At 66.9% G+C, this 17,843-nt stretch carries 16 protein-coding genes and 1 pseudogene; 15 read left to right on the top strand and 2 right to left on the bottom strand.

Features of this window, described 5'->3' with window-relative positions; all coding sequences use genetic code 11:
• Positions 1-306 precede the first annotated feature (306 nt).
• Positions 307-999 (top strand): annotated as a pseudogene (locus tag ABDW57_RS25940) (methyl-accepting chemotaxis protein); the annotation flags it as partial.
• A 61-nt stretch (positions 1,000-1,060) separates the two neighbouring features.
• On the opposite strand, the gene aqpZ reads toward ABDW57_RS25940, so the two are convergent.
• The gene (gene aqpZ, locus ABDW57_RS25935) at positions 1,061-1,747 is read right to left on the bottom strand and encodes an aquaporin Z (RefSeq protein WP_343733033.1); all 687 of its coding nucleotides are present in this window, start codon (positions 1,745-1,747) and stop codon (positions 1,061-1,063) included.
• Positions 1,748-2,071: 324 nt separating this feature from the next.
• Between aqpZ and ABDW57_RS25930 the strand changes: the two genes are divergently transcribed.
• The 13 genes from ABDW57_RS25930 to ABDW57_RS25870 all read left to right on the top strand — a co-directional run bounded on the left by ABDW57_RS25930 (position 2,072) and on the right by ABDW57_RS25870 (position 15,030).
• Entirely contained in the window at positions 2,072-3,217 is a 1,146-nt protein-coding gene (locus tag ABDW57_RS25930) for a methyl-accepting chemotaxis protein (RefSeq protein ID WP_343733032.1), read from the top strand.
• Positions 3,218-3,230: 13 nt separating this feature from the next.
• A complete protein-coding gene (locus ABDW57_RS25925) occupies positions 3,231-3,599 on the top strand; it encodes a response regulator (protein WP_343733031.1) in 369 nt (122 codons plus the stop codon).
• 20 nt (positions 3,600-3,619) lie between these two features.
• On the top strand, positions 3,620-3,916 hold the full coding sequence (locus ABDW57_RS25920) for an STAS domain-containing protein (RefSeq protein WP_343733030.1): 297 nt from the start codon (positions 3,620-3,622) through the stop codon (positions 3,914-3,916).
• Positions 3,917-3,926: 10 nt separating this feature from the next.
• Complete coding sequence (locus ABDW57_RS25915; RefSeq protein WP_343733029.1) at positions 3,927-6,104, top strand: chemotaxis protein CheA; 2,178 nt, start codon at positions 3,927-3,929, stop codon at positions 6,102-6,104.
• A gap of 10 nt (positions 6,105-6,114) precedes the next feature.
• Positions 6,115-6,696: a chemotaxis protein CheW gene (locus tag ABDW57_RS25910; protein WP_343733028.1), complete on the top strand. Its 582-nt coding sequence runs from the start codon at positions 6,115-6,117 to the stop codon at positions 6,694-6,696.
• 14 nt (positions 6,697-6,710) lie between these two features.
• Positions 6,711-7,520 (top strand): protein-glutamate O-methyltransferase CheR, encoded by an 810-nt coding sequence (locus ABDW57_RS25905; protein ID WP_343733027.1) that lies wholly within the window; start codon positions 6,711-6,713, stop codon positions 7,518-7,520.
• 7 nt (positions 7,521-7,527) lie between these two features.
• On the top strand, positions 7,528-8,052 hold the full coding sequence (locus tag ABDW57_RS25900) for a chemotaxis protein CheD (protein WP_343733026.1): 525 nt from the start codon (positions 7,528-7,530) through the stop codon (positions 8,050-8,052).
• Positions 8,049-9,122 (top strand): chemotaxis response regulator protein-glutamate methylesterase, encoded by a 1,074-nt coding sequence (locus ABDW57_RS25895; RefSeq protein ID WP_343733025.1) that lies wholly within the window; start codon positions 8,049-8,051, stop codon positions 9,120-9,122. The genes ABDW57_RS25900 and ABDW57_RS25895 overlap by 4 nt, the downstream gene beginning before the upstream one ends.
• A 2-nt stretch (positions 9,123-9,124) precedes the next feature.
• Positions 9,125-10,402 (top strand): EAL domain-containing response regulator, encoded by a 1,278-nt coding sequence (locus tag ABDW57_RS25890; protein WP_343733024.1) that lies wholly within the window; start codon positions 9,125-9,127, stop codon positions 10,400-10,402.
• A 28-nt stretch (positions 10,403-10,430) separates the two neighbouring features.
• The gene (locus ABDW57_RS25885; protein WP_343733023.1) at positions 10,431-12,119 is read left to right on the top strand and encodes a methyl-accepting chemotaxis protein; all 1,689 of its coding nucleotides are present in this window, start codon (positions 10,431-10,433) and stop codon (positions 12,117-12,119) included.
• 12 nt (positions 12,120-12,131) lie between these two features.
• On the top strand, positions 12,132-12,641 hold the full coding sequence (locus ABDW57_RS25880) for a chemotaxis protein CheW (RefSeq protein ID WP_343733022.1): 510 nt from the start codon (positions 12,132-12,134) through the stop codon (positions 12,639-12,641).
• A gap of 112 nt (positions 12,642-12,753) precedes the next feature.
• On the top strand, positions 12,754-13,497 hold the full coding sequence (locus ABDW57_RS25875; RefSeq protein ID WP_343733021.1) for a transporter substrate-binding domain-containing protein: 744 nt from the start codon (positions 12,754-12,756) through the stop codon (positions 13,495-13,497).
• 57 nt (positions 13,498-13,554) lie between these two features.
• Positions 13,555-15,030: a methyl-accepting chemotaxis protein gene (locus ABDW57_RS25870; RefSeq protein ID WP_343733020.1), complete on the top strand. Its 1,476-nt coding sequence runs from the start codon at positions 13,555-13,557 to the stop codon at positions 15,028-15,030.
• Positions 15,031-15,093: 63 nt separating this feature from the next.
• Here ABDW57_RS25870 and ABDW57_RS25865 read toward each other — a convergent pair whose 3' ends face one another.
• A complete protein-coding gene (locus tag ABDW57_RS25865; RefSeq protein WP_343733019.1) occupies positions 15,094-15,906 on the bottom strand; it encodes a methyltransferase in 813 nt (270 codons plus the stop codon).
• 290 nt (positions 15,907-16,196) lie between these two features.
• Between ABDW57_RS25865 and ABDW57_RS25860 the strand changes: the two genes are divergently transcribed.
• Positions 16,197-17,834, top strand: a complete 1,638-nt coding sequence (locus ABDW57_RS25860; protein WP_343733018.1) for a TldD/PmbA family protein — start codon at positions 16,197-16,199, stop codon at positions 17,832-17,834.
• Positions 17,835-17,843: the final 9 nt, after the last annotated feature.

The raw sequence follows: 17,843 nt of genomic DNA, 5'->3' as shown, positions 1-17,843 counted from the left end.
CGACCGCGACAAGCAGCTGATGGCCGAGCTGGTGGAAACCCGCAAGATCTATGTCACCTCGCGTGACGGCCTGATGAAGGCCAAGGCGGCCGGCGATGCCGCCGAAGCCACGGCCTGCTGGAACAGGTCTACCTGCCCTCGTCCAAGGTGTACGAGGGCATGCTGCAACGCATCCTCGACCACCAGCGCGAGGAAATCGACGCAGCCGCGCAACAGATCGAGGCCGTGGCCGAGAACAGCCGCAACCAGTTGCTGTTGCTGGCGCTGCTGGTGGTGGCGCATCGTCAGCGACGTGCGCAGCGGTACACCATCACCACCGCGTCCGCGGAAATCGCCGCCGGCAATCTCGACCTGTCGACCCGCACCGAACAGCAGGCCAGTTCGCTGGAAGAGACGGCCTCGTCAATGGAAGAACTGACCAGCACCGTCCAGCAGAATGCCGAGAACGCCCGTCAGGCCAACCAGCTGGCGGCCAATGCCGCCGAGGTGGCGCAGCGCGGCGGCGCGGTGGTGGCGGACGTGGTGCAGACCATGGCCTCGATCGATGCCTCGTCGAAGAAGATTGTCGACATCATTGGCGTGATCGACGGCATCGCCTTCCAGACCAACATCCTGGCGTTGAACGCGGCGGTGGAAGCGGCGCGCGCCGGCGAGCAGGGCCGCGGCTTTGCGGTGGTGGCGTCGGAAGTGCGCAATCTGGCGCAGCGCTCGGCCAGCGCGGCCAAGGAAATCAAGGCGCTGATCGACGATTCGGTGGGCAAGATGGACGCCGGCACGCGGCTGGCGGGACAGGACGGCAGCACCATGGACGAGGTGGTGGCCAGCATCCGCCGGGTCACCGCCATCGTGGGCGAGATCAGCAACGCCAGCGTCGGGCAGACGCATGGCATCGAGCAAATCAACCTGGCGATTGCGCAGATGGACCATGTGACGCAGCAGAACGCTGCGCTGGTGGAGCAGGCCGCCGCAGCGGCCGGCTCGATGCAGGAACAGGCTGGCCGGCGCGGTCAGCCTGTTCAAGCTGGAAGCGACCGCGCGCGCCGGGGCGGGCCGTGCTGGCTTAGTCGGCCTTGCCGATCAGGCGGTACACCGCCGCGCCCAGCAGCGCGCCGATGATCGGCGCCAACCAGAACAGCCACAGCTGGCTGAGCGCCCAGTCGCCCACGTACAGCGCCACGGCGGTGCTGCGCGCCGGGTTGACCGAGGTGTTGGTCACCGGGATGGAGATCAGATGAATCAGCGTCAGTGCAAAGCCGATCGGCAGCGGCGCGAAGCCCTTGGGGGCGCGGGCGTCGGTGGCGCCCAGGATCACCAGCAGGAACATCATGGTCATCACCACTTCGGTCACCAGCGCGGCGCTCAGCGCGTAGCCGCCCGGCGAATGGGCGCCGTAGCCGTTGGCGGCAAAGCCGGCGCTGACGTCAAAGCCGGCCTTGCCGCTGGCGATCAGGTACAGCACGCCGCCGGCAACGATGCCGCCCAGTACCTGCGACACGATGTACGGCAGCAGCTGGCTGGCCGGGAAGCGGCCGCCGGCCCACAGGCCGATCGATACCGCCGGATTCAGGTGGCAGCCCGAGATGTGGCCGATGGCGTACGCCATGGTCAGCACCGTCAGGCCGAAGGCCAGCGAGACGCCGTGCAGGCCGATGCCGACGCCGGGGAAGGCCGCCGCCAGCACGGCGCTGCCGCAACCGCCCAGCACCAGCCAGAAAGTCCCAAAGAATTCCGCGCCATATTGTTTCATTTTTTCTCCTTGCGTGCATTGCACAATTTTCAACGTTGGCAATTTACCTGTTCCGCGCTGAAATGTCGAGTTGGCGGCGAGTGATGCAGTCACGCAACATGTGGCTAGCAAGATGCATCTTGTTGCAGTGACGGGAGCGCTTGGGCGGCGCGCGCTGGCGCGCGGCGCCAGCCAGCGGTTTACGTTGGCGGAATCACGCTGCGCCGGTATTTTGAACGGCTGGCGCCTGAAACACCAGCTACAATGGATTGGCCCGCCGTGATGCGGCGCCGGAGACCACAGAACCAAAAAATGGGGTGGCATTCAGTGAAGAATCCAAGCCTTGTGAGTAGCAAAACGCTAGTGCCGTGGGGCCTTGCCGGCGGCGGCGCCCTGGGCACCGTCGTGGCAGGCTGGAGCGCCTGGGGCGGGTACACCTTGCTGTGGGCGGCGCTGCTGCTGGGCGCGGCGTTCTGGCTGACGCGCGAGCGCGCATATGCTACCAGCGGCGCTGACGGCGGCGCGGCCATGATCGACCGTTACCTGGCCGCGCGCGAACGCTTTGGCGACGCCGTGCTGCCGGTGTGGTGCCGCCACATTGAAAATTCGCGCAGCCAGATGGAGGAGGCGGTGGCCGACCTGGCCGCACGCTTCTCCGGCATCGTCGACAAGCTCGACAACGCAGTGCACGTCTCCAGCGCCAACTGCGCCGGCGGCACCTCGATCACCGAGGTGTTCAGCCACAGCCAGACGCGGCTGGGCTCGGTGGTCAGCTCGATGCAGTCGGCCATGTCGTCCAAGCACGCCATGCTGGCGCAAATCAAGGACCTGGAACGGTTTACCCGCGAACTGCGCGGCATGGCCGAGGGCGTGGCCAGCATTGCCGCCCAGACCAATCTGCTGGCGCTGAACGCCGCCATCGAGGCGGCGCGCGCCGGCCCGGCCGGGCGCGGTTTCGCGGTGGTGGCGCAGGAAGTGCGCCAGCTGTCGATGCGCTCGGCGGAAACCGGCAAGGAAATCACCAACCGCGTCGGCCTGATCAGCAGCGCCATCCTGGCCGCCAGCCAGGCCGCCGAACAGTCCAGCGAGGCGGAAGGCAAATCGATGCAGTCGGCCGAAGGCATGATCGCGGCCGTGCTGAGCGAATTCCGCGACATCACCGATGCGCTGGTGCAGTCGTCCGAGCTGCTCAAGCGCGAGAGCATCGGCATCCAGGGCGAGGTCGGCGCGGCGCTGGTGCAGCTGCAGTTCCAGGACCGCGTCAGCCAGGTGATGGCGCACGTGCGCGCCAACATAGAACGCCTGCCGGCGCTGCTGCGCGAGAACCGCGATCTGTACCAGGCCAGCGGCGTGCTGGCGCCGCTTGATCCGGACCGTCTGCTGCACGAGCTGCAGCAGACCTATGCCATGGCGGAGGAACACGCCGTGCATAGCGGCGCCCGGCTGGCGGCGCCGGCTGCGGCGGCCGCCGATGACATCACTTTTTTCTGAGGGCAGGTAGAACATGGCTAAAACCATCATGGTGGTCGACGATTCGGCCTCGTTGCGGCAAGTGGTCGGCATCGCGCTGAAGGGCGCGGGCTACGAGGTGATCGAGGGACGCGACGGCGTCGATGCGCTGTCCAAATGCACCGGGCAGAAAATTCACCTGGTGGTGTGCGACGTCAATATGCCGAATATGGACGGCATCACCTTCGTCAAGCAGTTCAAGCAACTGCCCAACTATAAATTCACGCCGGTGATCATGCTCACCACCGAGTCGGCCGAGGGCAAGAAGGAAGAGGGCAAGGCGGCCGGCGCCAAGGCCTGGGTGGTCAAGCCGTTCAAGCCCGAAGTGCTGCTGGGCGCGGTGGCCAAGCTGGTCTTGCCCTGAGCGGACAGGCGGAGGCGATCATGGCGGATGAGATCAAACGACTTTCCCTCGACGGCGAACTGACGATTTACCGCGCCGCCGACCTCAAGGTCACTGTGCTGGACGCGCTGCGCCAGGCCCGGGTGCTGGAACTGGACCTGTCCGGCGTCACCGAGCTCGACACTGCCGGCCTGCAGGTGCTGATGCTGGCCAAGCAGGCCGCCGCCGCCGACCAGCGCGAGCTGCGGCTGTTGCAGCACAGCCCGGCCGTGGTGGAGATTTTTGAAATGCTGGACCTGGGCGCCTTTTTTGGCGACGCTGTGCTGATCCACGCCTGAGGGGCAAGCCATGAACCTGGACGACGCGCTACAGACCTTTATCGCGGAAAGCCGCGAGCTGCTGGAAGAGATGGAAAACGCCCTGCTCAATGTCGACCTGGCCGGCGACCAGAGCGAGGCCATCAACGCGATCTTCCGTGCCGCCCACACCATCAAGGGTTCAGCCGGGCTGTTCAGCCTGGATCACATCGTGGCCTTCACCCACGTGGTGGAAAGCCTGCTGGACAAGGTGCGCGACGGCAGCATCACCCTCAACGACGAGATGGTGGTGCTGCTGCTGTCGTGCTGCGACTACCTGTCCGGCATGATGAACGGGCTGGCGGCCGGCCAGCACGAGCAGGACCCCGACACCGCGCCGGAAGGCGAGATGCTGCAGCAGCAGCTGCGCCGCCACATGGACGGCGAGGCGGCGCCGGCAAATCCGGCCGCGGCAGCCGCGCTGGCGGTGCACGCCGAGCCCGGCGTCGAGCGCATCGACAGCGGCCGCGGCGACAGCGACTACTGGCACATCTCGCTGCGCTTCGGGCGCGGCGTGCTGCAGAACGGCATGGACCCGATCGCCTTCCTGCGCTACCTGGCCAAGCTGGGCCGCGTGGTCGGCATCGCCACCGTGCCGGACGCCCTGCCGCCGCCGGACGATATGGACGCCGAGCTGTGCTACCTTGGCTTTGAAATCGCCTTCGACAGCAGCGCCGACCGCGAGGCGATTGCCGGCGTGTTTGAATTCGTGCAGGATGATTGCGAGCTCCGCATCATCCCGCCGCACAGCAAGGTGTCGGAATACGTCAACCTGATCCGCGCGCTGCCGGAGCAGGCCGCGCGCCTGGGCGAGATCCTGGTGCGCTGCGGCAGCGTCACCCAGCAGGAGCTGGACGGCGCCCTGCAGCAGCAGGCCGATCCGGACCGGCGCCCGGACGACGCGCCGCCGCCGCCGCTGGGCAGCATCCTGGTCGGCGCCGGCAACGTGCCGCCGGTGGTGGTGGAGGCGGCGCTGGCCAAGCAAAAGCAGGTCAGCGAGCAAAAGGCGCAGGAAAGCCGCTCGATCCGCGTCGATTCCGACAAGCTGGACAAGCTGATCGACCTGGTGGGCGAGCTGATCATCGCCGGCGCGCGCGCCAATATGATCGGCCAGCAGATCCGCAACAGCGAACTGCTGGAAGCCACCTCCATCGTCACCGGCCTGGTGGAAGATGTGCGCGACGCGGCGCTGGAACTGCGCATGGTCAAGATCGGCGCCACCTTCAACCGCTTCCAGCGCGTGGTGCATGACGTCGCGCGCGAGCTGGGCAAGGACATCGGCCTGATCGTCGACGGCGAGGACGCCGAACTGGACAAGACTGTGGTGGAGAAAATCGGCGACCCGCTGATGCACCTGGTGCGCAACGCCATGGACCACGGCATCGAACCGGCCGACGTGCGGGTGGCGGCCGGCAAGCCGGCGCGCGGCATGATCAAGCTGAACGCCTTCCACGAATCGGGCAGCATCGTGATCGAGGTGTGCGACGACGGCGGCGGCCTGCGCAAGGAAAAAATCCTGGCCAAGGCCATCGAGCGCGGGCTGGTCGACCCCGAGCGCAAGCTGAGCGACAGCGAAATCTACAACCTGATCTTCGAGGCCGGCTTCTCCACCGCGGACAAAATCACCAATCTGTCCGGGCGCGGGGTCGGCATGGACGTGGTCAAGCGCAACATCCAGGCGCTGCGCGGCAGCGTTGACGTCAGCAGCCGCGAAGGCCAGGGCACCACCGTCACCGTGCGCCTGCCGCTGACGCTGGCCATCATCGACGGCTTCCTGGTGCAGGTGGGGGCCTCGGTGTTTGTGATCCCGCTGGACATGATCGAGGAGTGCATCGAGTACGCCACCGAACCGGGCCAGGATTACACCGACCTGCGCGGCCAGGTGCTGCCGCTGGTGCGGCTGCGCACGCTGTTCCGCATTGACGGCGCGGCCGCCCGGCGCGAAAGCATCGTGGTGCTCAAGTTCGGTAATCAGCGCGCCGGGCTGGTGGTGGACACCCTGCTGGGCGAATTCCAGACCGTGATCAAGCCGCTCAGCCCCCTGTTCAGCGAAGTCAAATGCATCAGCGGTTCCACCATCCTGGGCAGCGGCGAGGTGGCGCTGATCCTGGATGTGGCGGCGCTGCTGCACACCGTCGGCGGCAAGGGCGCAGTGGCGCTGGCCGCATAGAGAGGAGCCCATGAATCCAGCCATCGACGAACATCTGGTGCGCTACGGCGTCGACGCGAGCGTGTCGACGGCCATCGCCGCCCTGCAGAGCGGCGCCGCGCTGCCCAGCCAGTTCCTGACCTTCATGCTGGACCAGGACCAGTACGCGGTCGGCATCCTGCACATCAAGGAAATCATCGAGTACGGCAGCCTGGCCACGGTGCCGATGATGCCGGACTGCGTGCGCGGCGTGATCAACCTGCGCGGCGCGGTGGTGCCGGTGATGGACCTGTCGGCCCGCTTCGGCCGCGCGCCCAGCGCCATCGGCAAGCGCAGCTGCATCGTCATCGTGGAAACCGCCGGCGCCGCCGGCGAGGGCAAGCAGGTGATGGGCATGCTGGTGGACGCGGTCAACGCGGTGGTGGAGATTGCCGCCACCGACATCGAACCGGCGCCCGCGTTCGGCACCCGCATCCGCCCCGACTTCATTGCCGGCATGGGCAAGCTGCCGGACCAGGGCCGCAACCGCTTTGTGATCCTGCTGGACCTCGGGCGCGTGTTGTCGAGCGAGGAAATCGTCGAGCTGGCGCGCGGCAGCGCGGCTGCCGCGTAGGGAAGGCGCTGCCCATGCCCACGGCCATGATCACCGAGCGCGAGTTCCTGCAGTTCCAGCGCTTCATCTACGATGCGGCCGGCATCACCATGGCCAACGGCAAGCAGGCGCTGGTCAGCGGCCGCCTGGCCAAGCGCCTGGCGCATTACCAGTTGAACAGCTACAGCGACTACCTGCGCCTGCTGGAAAGCCGCGCCCAGCCGGCCGAGCTGCAGGTGGCGGTGGACCTGCTGACCACCAACGAGACCTATTTCTTCCGCGAGCCCAAGCACTTTGCCCTGCTGCGCGAACTGGCGCAGCAGGCGCACCACAAGAACCGCGCGCTGCGGGTGTGGAGCGCGGCCAGTTCCAGCGGCGAGGAGCCGTACAGCATTGCCATGGTGCTGGCCGACGTGATGGGCCTGGACGCGCCGTGGGAAGTGCTGGGCACCGACATCAGCACCCGGGTGCTGCAGCGCGCCCGCTGCGGCCATTATCCGCTGGAGCGGGCGGCGCACATGCCGCAGGCTTACCTCAAGCGCTTTTGCCTCAAGGGCCAGGGCAGCGAGGCCGGCACCCTGCTGATCGAGCGCGGGCTGCGCCAGCGGGTGCAGTTCCAGCACCTGAACCTGAACGCGCCGCTGCCCAGGCTGGGCCAGTTTGACGTGATCTTCCTGCGCAATGTGATGATTTACTTTAGCCTGGAAACCAAGCGCCAGGTGGTGGCGCGCCTGCTGGCGCAGCTGCGCCCGGGCGGGTACTTCCTGATCGGCCACTCGGAAACGCTGAACGACATCAACGACAGCCTGACCGTGGTGGCGCCGTCGATCTACCGCAAGCCGTGAGCCGGCCATGGACGACAAACTGATCGACATCTTCCTCATGCCGGGCGATTACTTCGTCGGCGATGCGCGCTACCGCGTGCGCACGCTGCTGGGTTCGTGCGTGTCGATCACCCTGTGGCACCCGTCGCTGCGCATCGGCGCCATGTCGCACTTCCTGCTGCCCGGCCACGGCCGCCGCCGGCACGACCGGCCGGCCGACAAGCCGGGCATGTACGGCGCCGACGCCATGCAGCTGCTGCTGGACGGGCTGGCGCGGCAGGGCGTGCCGCTGGCCCAGTGCCAGGGCAAGATTTTCGGCGGCGGCAATATGTTCCCGCGCAGCGCGCGCGTTCGCGGACGCGACATCGGCGCCCAGAACGGCGACTATGCGCGCACGCTGCTGCAGCAGCAAGGCATCCACGTGGTGTCCGAAAGCCTGTTTGGGGTCGGCCACCGTCAACTGATCTTCACCATCCGCAGCGGCGAAGTGCTGAGCCGCCAGGTGCCGCCGGAGCCGGGATGGGGCAACGCGGGAGCAAGGGCCCACGCATGAGCGCTATCAAGGTCATGATCGTCGACGACTCCGCCGTGGTGCGGCAGGTGCTCAGTGGCCTGCTCAACGCGGCGCCCGGCATCACCGTCACCCATGCGGTGGCCAACCCGCTGCTGGCGATGGAGCGCATGAAAACCCAGTGGCCGGACGTGCTGGTGCTGGACGTGGAAATGCCCAAGATGGACGGCATCACCTTCCTGCGCAAGCTGATGGCCGAGCACCCGACTCCGGTGGTGATCTGTTCGACCCTGACCGAGAAGGGCGCGCAAACCTCGGTCGAGGCGCTGACCGCCGGCGCGGTGGCGATCATCACCAAGCCGCGCCTGGACCTCAAGCAGTTCCTGCACGACAGCGCGGACGAGCTGGTGTCGGCGGTGCGGGCCGCGGCCGGCGCCCATGTCGGCAAGCTGGCCAACCGGCCGGCGCCGCCGCCGGTCACCGCCAAGCTGAACGCCGACGCCGTGCTGCCGCCCGAGCATGTGCGGCCGATGACTGCCACCACCGAGCGGGTGGTGGCGATCGGCACCTCCACCGGCGGCACCCAGGCGCTGGAAGAGGTGCTGACGGCGCTGCCGCGCGTGGCGCCCGGCATCGTGGTGGTGCAGCACATGCCGGAGAAATTCACCGCCGCCTTTGCCGCGCGGCTGGACAGCGTGTGCGCGGTGCGCGTCAAGGAAGCGGCCAACAACGACCGCGTGCTGCAGGGCCAGGTGCTGATCGCGCCCGGCGGCAAGCACATGCTGCTGCGCCGCACCGGCGCCCAATACTTCGTGGAGGTGGTGGACGGCCCGCTGGTGAACCGCCACCGGCCGTCGGTGGATGTGCTGTTCCGCTCGGCCGCGCGCGCGGCCGGCGCCAACGCGCTGGGCGTGATCATGACCGGCATGGGCGACGACGGCGCCGCCGGCCTGCTGGAAATGCTCAAGGCCGGCGCCCGCACGGTGGCGCAGGACGAAGCCAGCTGCGTGGTGTATGGCATGCCCAAGGAAGCGGTGAAACGGGGCGGGGTCGAGAAATCGGTGCCGCTGAACGCGATCTATCGCGAAATCCTGCAGCAGCTGCAGTACTGAGCATGCCCACCACGCCCGCCATCGCCACCGCCACCGCCCCTGCCGCGCCGCCGTGGCAGGGCCGCCGCGTGCTGGTGGTGGAAGACAGCGTGGTGCAGCGCGGCTACCTGGTCGGCCTGCTGCGCCAGCTGGACTTTGGCGAGATCCTGGAGGCCGGCGACGGCAATGAAGCGCTGCAGGTGCTGGAGGCGCAGGCCGCGCCGCTGTTCCTGGTGCTGACCGACCTGGAAATGCCGGGCATGGACGGCATCGAGCTGACCTGCCAGCTGCGCGAGCGGCGCCTGACGGAAAACCTGATCGTGGTCAGCGCGCGCGATCCGCGCCTGCTGGAGATCATCGAAAACATGGCATGCGAGGACGCCTCGCTCGGCCTGCTGGGCACCCTGCTCAAGCCGGTGCAGCTGGACGCGCTGTCGCAACTGCTGTGCAAGGCCGAGGGCCGCGCCGGCGACTGCGCGCCGGCCGCTGCGCCGCCGCCCCTGGCGCCAGCCTCGCTGGAAGAGCTGGCGCAGGCGCTGGCGCGGCGCGAGTTCGCGCCGTTCTTCCAGCCCAAGGTGGCCATGCACAGCGGCCAGCTGAAAGGGGTGGAGGCGCTGGCGCGCTGGCGCCATCCGCAGCGCGGCACGCTGGCGCCGCCGCACTTCATCGAGGCGCTGGAGGGCACGCCGCTGATGGCCGACTTCACGCTGGCCATGGTGCGGCAGGTGCTGGAGCAGATCCTGGGGTGGCAGCGCCACGGCCTGCCGCCGCTGACGGTGTCGGTCAACCTGTCGGCCGATAACCTGGCCGACCGCGGCTTCATCGACCGCCTGATGGCGCAGGTGGCCGCCGCCGGCGTGGCGCCGGCCGCGCTGGTGTGGGAAGTGACCGAGACCAGCGTGATGCGCCAGCTGTCGCAGGCCCTGACCAATATGGGCCGCCTGCGGCTGGCCGGCTACGGACTGGCGATGGACGATTTCGGCATCGGCTATTCGTCGATGCAGCAGTTCGCGCGCTGCCCATTCACGGAACTGAAGATCGACCGCGCCTTCGTCAACGGCGCGGCCCAGTGGCCCAACCGCCACATGGTGCTGAAAAGCGCGCTTGAACTGGGCCAAAGCCTGGGCGTGGCCACCGTGGCCGAAGGGGTGGAAACGGTCGACGACTGGAAGCTGTTGCGCGACCTCGGCTGCGATCTGGCGCAGGGCTACCTGCTGGCCAAGCCGATGCCGGCCGAAGCGCTGGTCGGGTGGATCAGGCAAGACCGGCGCCGGCTGCGTGCGCTGGCGGATGAGGAATAACCAATAACCATGGCGGGAGGGGAATGACATGCTGTCGACTTTGCAGGTAAGGACCAAGATTCTGGTATTGCTCGGGGTGGCGGTGGCGGCGCTGCTGACCGTGATGCTGATCGCGTTTTCAGGCCTGCAGACGCAGGGCGAAATGCTGGACGAAATCGGCAGGAACCGCATGCCGTCGGTGCAGGCGCTGCAGGCCATCAACGAGGGCCAGACGGCGATCCGCTCGGCCAGCCGGGCGATTGACGCCATGGCGCTGTACCCGGAAGACCAGGGCAATATCGCGCATGAACTCAAGCGCAAACAGGAAGGCTGGGAGCGGATCGACAAGGCGTGGAAGATCTACGAGCCGCTGCCGCAGACCAGGGAAGAGGCGGCGCTGTGGGGCACGTTTGTCAAACAATGGGACACCTGGAAGCAGCGCGACGTCGCCCTGACGGAACTGGCCAACCAGCTGTTGCGCGCCGATCCGGCCAAGCGCAAGGAACTGTTTACCGCCATGCACACCGCCATCAAGGACAACAGCCCGGTGTTCCGCGACGCCGAGGCCAGCCTCAACAAGCTGGTGGCGCTGAACGAACAGTACGGCAGCGAAGCGGTCAGCAGCGCCGAAGCGGCATCGGCCAAGGCGCTTAACGCCATGTATCTGTCATCCGCCATCGCGCTGGCGCTGCTGGTGCTGATTGGCCTGTTCATCCTGCGCGGCATCATGCAGCAGCTGGGCGGCGATCCCTCCTACGCGGCCGGGATCGTGCGCCAGGTGGCGGACGGCGACCTGACGGCAGAGGTGCAGCTCAAACCTGGCGACACCGGCAGCCTGCTGGCCGCCATGAAGGGCATGATTGAAAAGCTGTCGCACGTGGTGCAGGAAGTGAACAATGGCGCCGAGGCGCTGGCCGCGGCCTCGGAACAGGTGAGCGCCACCGCGCAGGCGCTGTCGCAGGCCGCCAGCGAGCAGGCCGCCGGCACCGAGCAGACCAGCGCCTCGGTCGAGCAGATGACCGCCTCGATTTCGCAGAACACGGAAAACGCCAAGGTCACCGACGGCATCGCCAGCAAGGCGGCGCTGGAAGCGCAGGAAGGCGGCGAGGCGGTCAAGTCGACCGTGGCGGCAATGCAGCAGATCGCCAAGAAGATCAGCATCATTGACGATATCGCTTACCAGACCAACCTGCTGGCGCTGAACGCGGCAATCGAGGCGGCGCGCGCCGGCGAGCATGGCAAGGGCTTCGCGGTGGTGGCGGCCGAGGTGCGCAAGCTGGCCGAGCGCAGCCAGGTGGCGGCGCAGGAGATCGAACAGGTGGCGTCCAGCAGTGTGGAGCTGGCGGAAAAGGCCGGCCAGCTGCTGGACGAAATGGTGCCGAACATCCGCCGCACTTCCAACCTGGTGCAGGAGATCACGGCGGCGTCGGAGGAACAGTCGGCCGGGGTCGGCCAGATCAATGCGGCCGTGACGCAGCTGAGCCAGACCACCCAGCAGAACGCCTCCAGTTCCGAAGAGCTGGCGGCTACGGCGGAAGAGATGAGCGGACAGGCCGAGCAGCTGCAGCACACCATGTCCTTCTTCAAGCTGGCCGGCGGCGCGCACGCGCTGCGTTCGCCGGTGCTGCACAAGCCGGGACGGGGCGGCCGCAAACCGGCCGCGGCGGCCGGCGTGCCGGCCAGCCGCCGCCTGAATGAAATGAGCGAACCGGACGAATCGCATTTCGTCAAATTCTAGCGAGGTAGCGCCATGACAGCCCTGACCCTAACCGACCCATCCGAACCGCCGCCGCCGCCGGCATCGGCGCAGTACCTCAGCTTCATGCTGGGCCAGGACATGTTCGCCATGGGGATACTGGCGGTGCGCGAGATCCTTGAGTACGCGGGCGTGACGCCGGTGCCGCAGATGCCGCCGGCCATCAGCGGCGTGATCAACCTGCGCGGCACGGCGGTGCCGGTGCTGGACCTGGCGCGCCGGCTGGAGCGCGCGCCTTCGGCCATCAGCAAGCGCACCTGCATCATTGTGGTGGAGGTGGCGGGCGAGGAGGGACCGTTCGTGATCGGCATCCTGGTCGATGCCGTCAACGCGGTGCTGGACATTCCGGGCGCCGACATCGAGCCGGCGCCGCGCTTTGGCGCGGTGCAGGCCGACCTGCTGCACGGCATCGGCAAAGTCCATGGCCGCTTTGTGCTGCTGCTGAACGTGCAGCATGTGATAGCGACCCTGCATTTGCAAGAATTCGTCGCGCACATCGACTAGGGGGACACCATGCTCGCAACTATGACAGTCAGGACCCGCCATCCCGCCACATGGCGGAAATGAGCGACCCCGATGAGGCGAACTTCATCAAGTTTTAAAAAAGGATGGCGTCATGCGTTGGATCACCTGGGCCGTGGCGCTGCTGCTGGCAATATCCGTGGCGCCGCCACCGGCGGCCGCGGCTCGCGGACCGCTGCGCATCCTGGGCGCCGACGCCGCGCCGCTGTTTTATGTGCGCAACGGCGTGATCACCGGCTTCTGCGCCGACCTCGTCAAGGAAATCCAGCGCCGCATCGGCGACCGCACGCCGATCCAGGTGGTGCCGTGGGTGCGCGCCTACCGCACCGCGCTGGCCGGCGAAAACGTGATGCTGGCCTGCCCCAAGCGCACGCCCGCGCGCGAGACGCGCTTCAAGTGGGTGGGGCCGGTGATGGAAACCCACACCCATCTGTACGCGCTGCGCAGCGCCGGCCTGCGTCTGCAGACGCTGGACCAGGCGCGCGCGCTGGACGGCATCCTGCTGCCGCGCGAGTTCTACTCGTATGAATACCTGCGCCAGGCCGGCTTCACCAACCTGGAACCGGTGGCCACCTCGCGCGCCATGCTGAACATGCTGCTGGCCGGGCGCCGCCAGGCCATGGTGACCGACCGCGAACAACTGCCGGCCCTGCTGGCGCAGGCCGGGGTGCCGGCCGGCACGGTGGTGCCGCTGCTGCAGCTGATGCGCACACAAAGCTATCTGACCTTCCCGCCCGACACGCCGGAAGCCCAGGTGGCGCCCTGGCGCAACGCCCTCGACAGCATGAAACAGGACGGCACGTTTGCACGTTTGCAGAAGCAATGGCTGCACCGTTAGTTTTGGTGAGAATTACGCCGCAATATTGGTTCACAATGCCCTGGAGGAGGAGACGCCATGTTCAATCGCATGAAAATGGAGACCCGGCTGCATGCCGGCTTTGGCGGCATCGTGCTGCTGGTGGTGCTGCTGGGGGTGATCGCCTTTGCCAAGCTGACGGCGCTGCACGATCACTGGAGCGATTTCGAAAGCGTTACGCTGGCGCGCAAGAACGCCGTGCTGGAGGGCGTGACCGCGCACGGGCGCGCCGTGCGCCACTTCAAAAATTACATCCTGCGCGGGCCGGACAGCAACGCCCAGTTCCGCGCCGAGCTGGCGGTGATCGACAAGGAGATGGGCCTTTACCGCGACGCCGGGCCGCTGACGGCCGAGGAGCAGGTGCTGCTGGGCGAGGTGCAGGCCGGCGTCAAGAGCTATGAACACAGCATGGCGGAGCTGGAGGCCATGCGCGACAAGGGCATGACCGCGCTGGAGATGGACAAGAACATCAAGGGCGCCGACGAGGCCATCGCCAGCGCCTTCCGCAAGCTGCTCAAGGTGAACGAGGCCGAGACCCAGCGCGAATCGGCGGCCATGCGCCAGGTGACCGATTCGGCCAAGCAGCTGATCCTGGCGGTGGATGTGGTGATTGCCATCGTCGGCTGCGTGCTGGCGGTATGGCTGACGCGCAGCCTGTCCGGCATCGTGCGCGAGGTGCAGCAGGTGGTGAGCAGCCTGTCCGGCGCGGCGCAGGAGGTCAACGCGACGGCGCAGTCGCTGTCACAGGCGGCCAGCGAGCAGGCTGCGGGTGTGGAAGAGACCAGCGCCTCGATCGAGCAGATGACCGCGTCCATCGCGCAGAACACCGAGAACGCCAAGGTGACCGACGGCATCGCCACCCAGGCCGCCCAGGGTGCGGCGCGCGGCGGCGAGGTGGTGAAGGACACCGCCGCCGCCATGAAGCAGATCGCCGGCAAGATCGGCATCATCGACGATATCGCCTACCAGACCAACCTGCTGGCGCTGAACGCGGCGATCGAGGCGGCGCGCGCCGGCGAGCATGGCAAGGGCTTTGCGGTGGTGGCGGCCGAGGTGCGCAAGCTGGCCGAACGCAGCCAGGTGGCGGCGCAGGAAATCAGCGAGGTGGCGGCCGACAGCGTCAAGCTGGCCGAGCAGGCCGGCGCCATGTTTGACGAGCTGGCGCCCAACATCCGCAAGACCTCGGACCTGGTGCAGGAGATTGCCGCGGCGTCCGAAGAGCAGAGCTCCGGCGTGCGCCAGATTAACGGCGCGGTGATCCAGCTGAGCGAGACCACCCAGGTGAATGCGGCCAGTGCGGAAGAGCTGGCGGCCACCTCGGAAGAGATGAGCGCCCAGGCCGATCAGCTGCGGCGCCTGATGGCGGTGTTCCGCCAGTACGCCACCGACGACGGGCCGCGCGTGACCGCGCGGCGGCCGGCGGTGCTGAAAGCGGCCGCCAGCAACCGCCCGGCGCGCAATATCGGACTGGCGCCCGACGGCGCGCCGGATGAAACCAAGTTCACGCGCTTCTGACCCGGCCCGGCGCGCCGTCGCGCGGTCTGGCCCGGCGGGTCAGCCCCCTGTCACGCGCTGGGGTCAAGGCTTGACGAACTTGAGCGTCATGCGGTCGCTCTCGCCGATGGCCTGATATTTGGCGCGGTCTTCCGCGCCGTTGGTCAGCGTCGGCGGCAGCGCCCAGACGCCGTTCTTGTGATCGGCGGTGTCCTTCGGATTGGCGTTGACCTCCGACTTGCCGGCGAACTTGAAGCCGGCCGCTTCCGCCAGCTTGATCACGTACTGCTCGTGCATATAGCCGGTGCTGGCCTTGTCATCCTGGGGCTTGGAGGCCGGCAGGCGGTGCTCCTCGATGCCCAGCACGCCGCCCGGTTTCAGCACCGTGTACAGGTTGCCGAACAAGTCCTTCATCTTCTCCGGGCCAAGCGGGATCCAGTTGTGGATGTTGCGGAAGGTGACCACCATGTCGACGCTGTTCGGCGGCGCCAGCTCGTACTTGCGGCCCGGCGAGAACACGCCGATCGCCACCTTGTTGTACACCTCCGGCTTGGCGTTCAGGCGCGCCATCCAGCGCTCCGCGCTCTTGCGCTCATTCTCGTTGGGCGAGGCCAGGTCGCTGCCGCCGGTAATCAGCTTGCCGTTGGCGCGCAGATAGGGCGCCAGGATCTCGGTGTACCAGCCGCCGCCGGGCGCCAGCTCCACCACCGTCATGTTCGGCTTGATGCCAAAGAAGGTCAGGGTTTCATACGGATGACGGTAAACGTCGCGCTTCACATTGTCCGGCGTGCGCGATGGGGCGGCGATAGCTGCCTTGAGCGCGTCGTCGGCCAGCACGGCGCCGGTCGCGCCGAACAGCATCGTGGTGGCCAGTGCGGCCAGTACGTATCGTTTCATGCACAGTCTCCTGTTTTGTTGGATGGGCGCGACGATCATCGGGCATGCCCGCATGCAGGTCAAGCAAAATAGCAGTCCGCGCACTGCCGCTGTGCGCGGACACCCGGCGGACACTGTGCGGACACAAAAACGGACACTCCGGACGCCCAAAACAGACACTTGCGCAACATTGTTAGTTGGCATACATTTTGCAATCCGCTCAGGGCGGCAACAGATATTCTGATGTAACGTAAAGTAACAATATAAAAGAAGCTCATGGGCGGCTGGCCCACAACAACGTTGGAGAGAACATGGAACGACGTGCATTCCTCAATATCAGTAGTCTGGCTCTGGGCACGATGCTGCTGCCCGCGTTCGGCCGCGCCATCGCGGCGGAAGAACTGCTCAAGCCAGTGGACGTGAAATTCAAGAAGGCCCTGGCCGATACCGCCATGGGCGCGGCCACACAGGCCGGCGCCTCGTACTGCGACGTGCGCATCGGCCGCTACCTGAACCAGTTCCTCACCACGCGCGACCTCAACGTCGAGAACGTGGTCAACACCGAATCGGCCGGCGTCGGCGTGCGCGTGATCGCCGGCGGCGCTTACGGCTTTGCCGCCACCAACGACATGACCCCGGACGGCGTGGCCGCCGCCGCGCGCCAGGCCGTGGCCATCGCCAAGGCCAACGCCAAGCTGCAGACCGAACCGCTGATCCTGGCGCCCGTCAAAGGCGTGGGCGAGGTGGCGTGGACCACGCCGATCGCCAAGGACTGGCGCACGGTGCCGATCAAGGACAAGGCCGACCTGCTGATCGCCGCCAACAAGGCCGGCATGGAAGGCGGCGCCAGCTTCATGCAATCGCTGCTGTTCCAGGTGAATCAGCAGAAGTACTTCGCCTCCACCGACGGCTCCTACATCGACCAGGACATCCATCGCCTGTGGATGCCGTTCTTCGCCACTGCTGTCGATCAGAAGGAAAACAAGTTCCGCACCCGCCAGGGCCTGTCGGCGCCGGTCGGCATGGGCTATGAATACCTGGACGCGCGCCCCGAGCACAAGCTGCAGGCCGCCGGCGGCGTCACCACGCTGTACACCAAATCGTATGACCTGATCGAAGACGCGCGCCTGGCCGGCAAGCAGGCCAAGGCCAAGCTGAAAGCCAAGTCGGTGGAACCGGGCAAGTACGACCTGGTGCTGACGCCGGAACACCTGTGGCTGACCATCCACGAATCGGTGGGCCACCCGACCGAGCTTGATCGCGTACTGGGCTACGAGGCCAACTACGCCGGCACCAGCTTCGCCACGCTGGACAAGTGGCAGTCCAAGACCTTCAAGTACGGCTCGGAGCTGGTCAATATCGTGGCCGACAAGACCACCCCGGGTTCGCTGGGCGCGGTCGGCTACGACGACGAAGGCGTCAAGTGCAAGAACTGGGACATCATCAAGGACGGCATCCTGGTCAACTACCAGGCCACCCGCGACCAGGCCCACATCATCGGCGAAAAGGAATCGCACGGCTGCTCGTATGCGGACAACTGGGCCAATGTGCAGTTCCAGCGCATGCCGAACGTCTCGCTCAAGGCCGGCAAGAAGCGCATGACGCCGGACGAAATGATCAAGGACGTCAAGAAGGGCATCTACATCGTCGGCGACGGTTCGTTCTCGATCGACCAGCAGCGCTACAACTTCCAGTTCGGCGGCCAGCTGTTCTACGAAATCAAGAACGGCAAGATCGGCCAGCAGCTGGAGGACGTGGCTTACCAGTCCAACACCCAGGAATTCTGGAACGCCTGCGTCGGCATCTGCGACGAGCGCGATTGGCGCATGGGCGGCTCCTTCTTCGACGGCAAGGGCCAGCCGCCGCAAGTGTCCATCGTGTCGCACGGCGCGTCGACCACGCGCTTCAACGGCATCAACGTTATCAACACCGCCCGCAAAATCGGCTAAGCCCCGGAG

It is taken from the genome of Duganella sp. (assembly GCF_039595735.1).
GTDB lineage: Bacteria > Pseudomonadota > Gammaproteobacteria > Burkholderiales > Burkholderiaceae_D > Rugamonas.
Note: the sequence above shows the minus strand (reverse complement) of the source record. Positions and strands in the feature narration are given on the sequence as shown.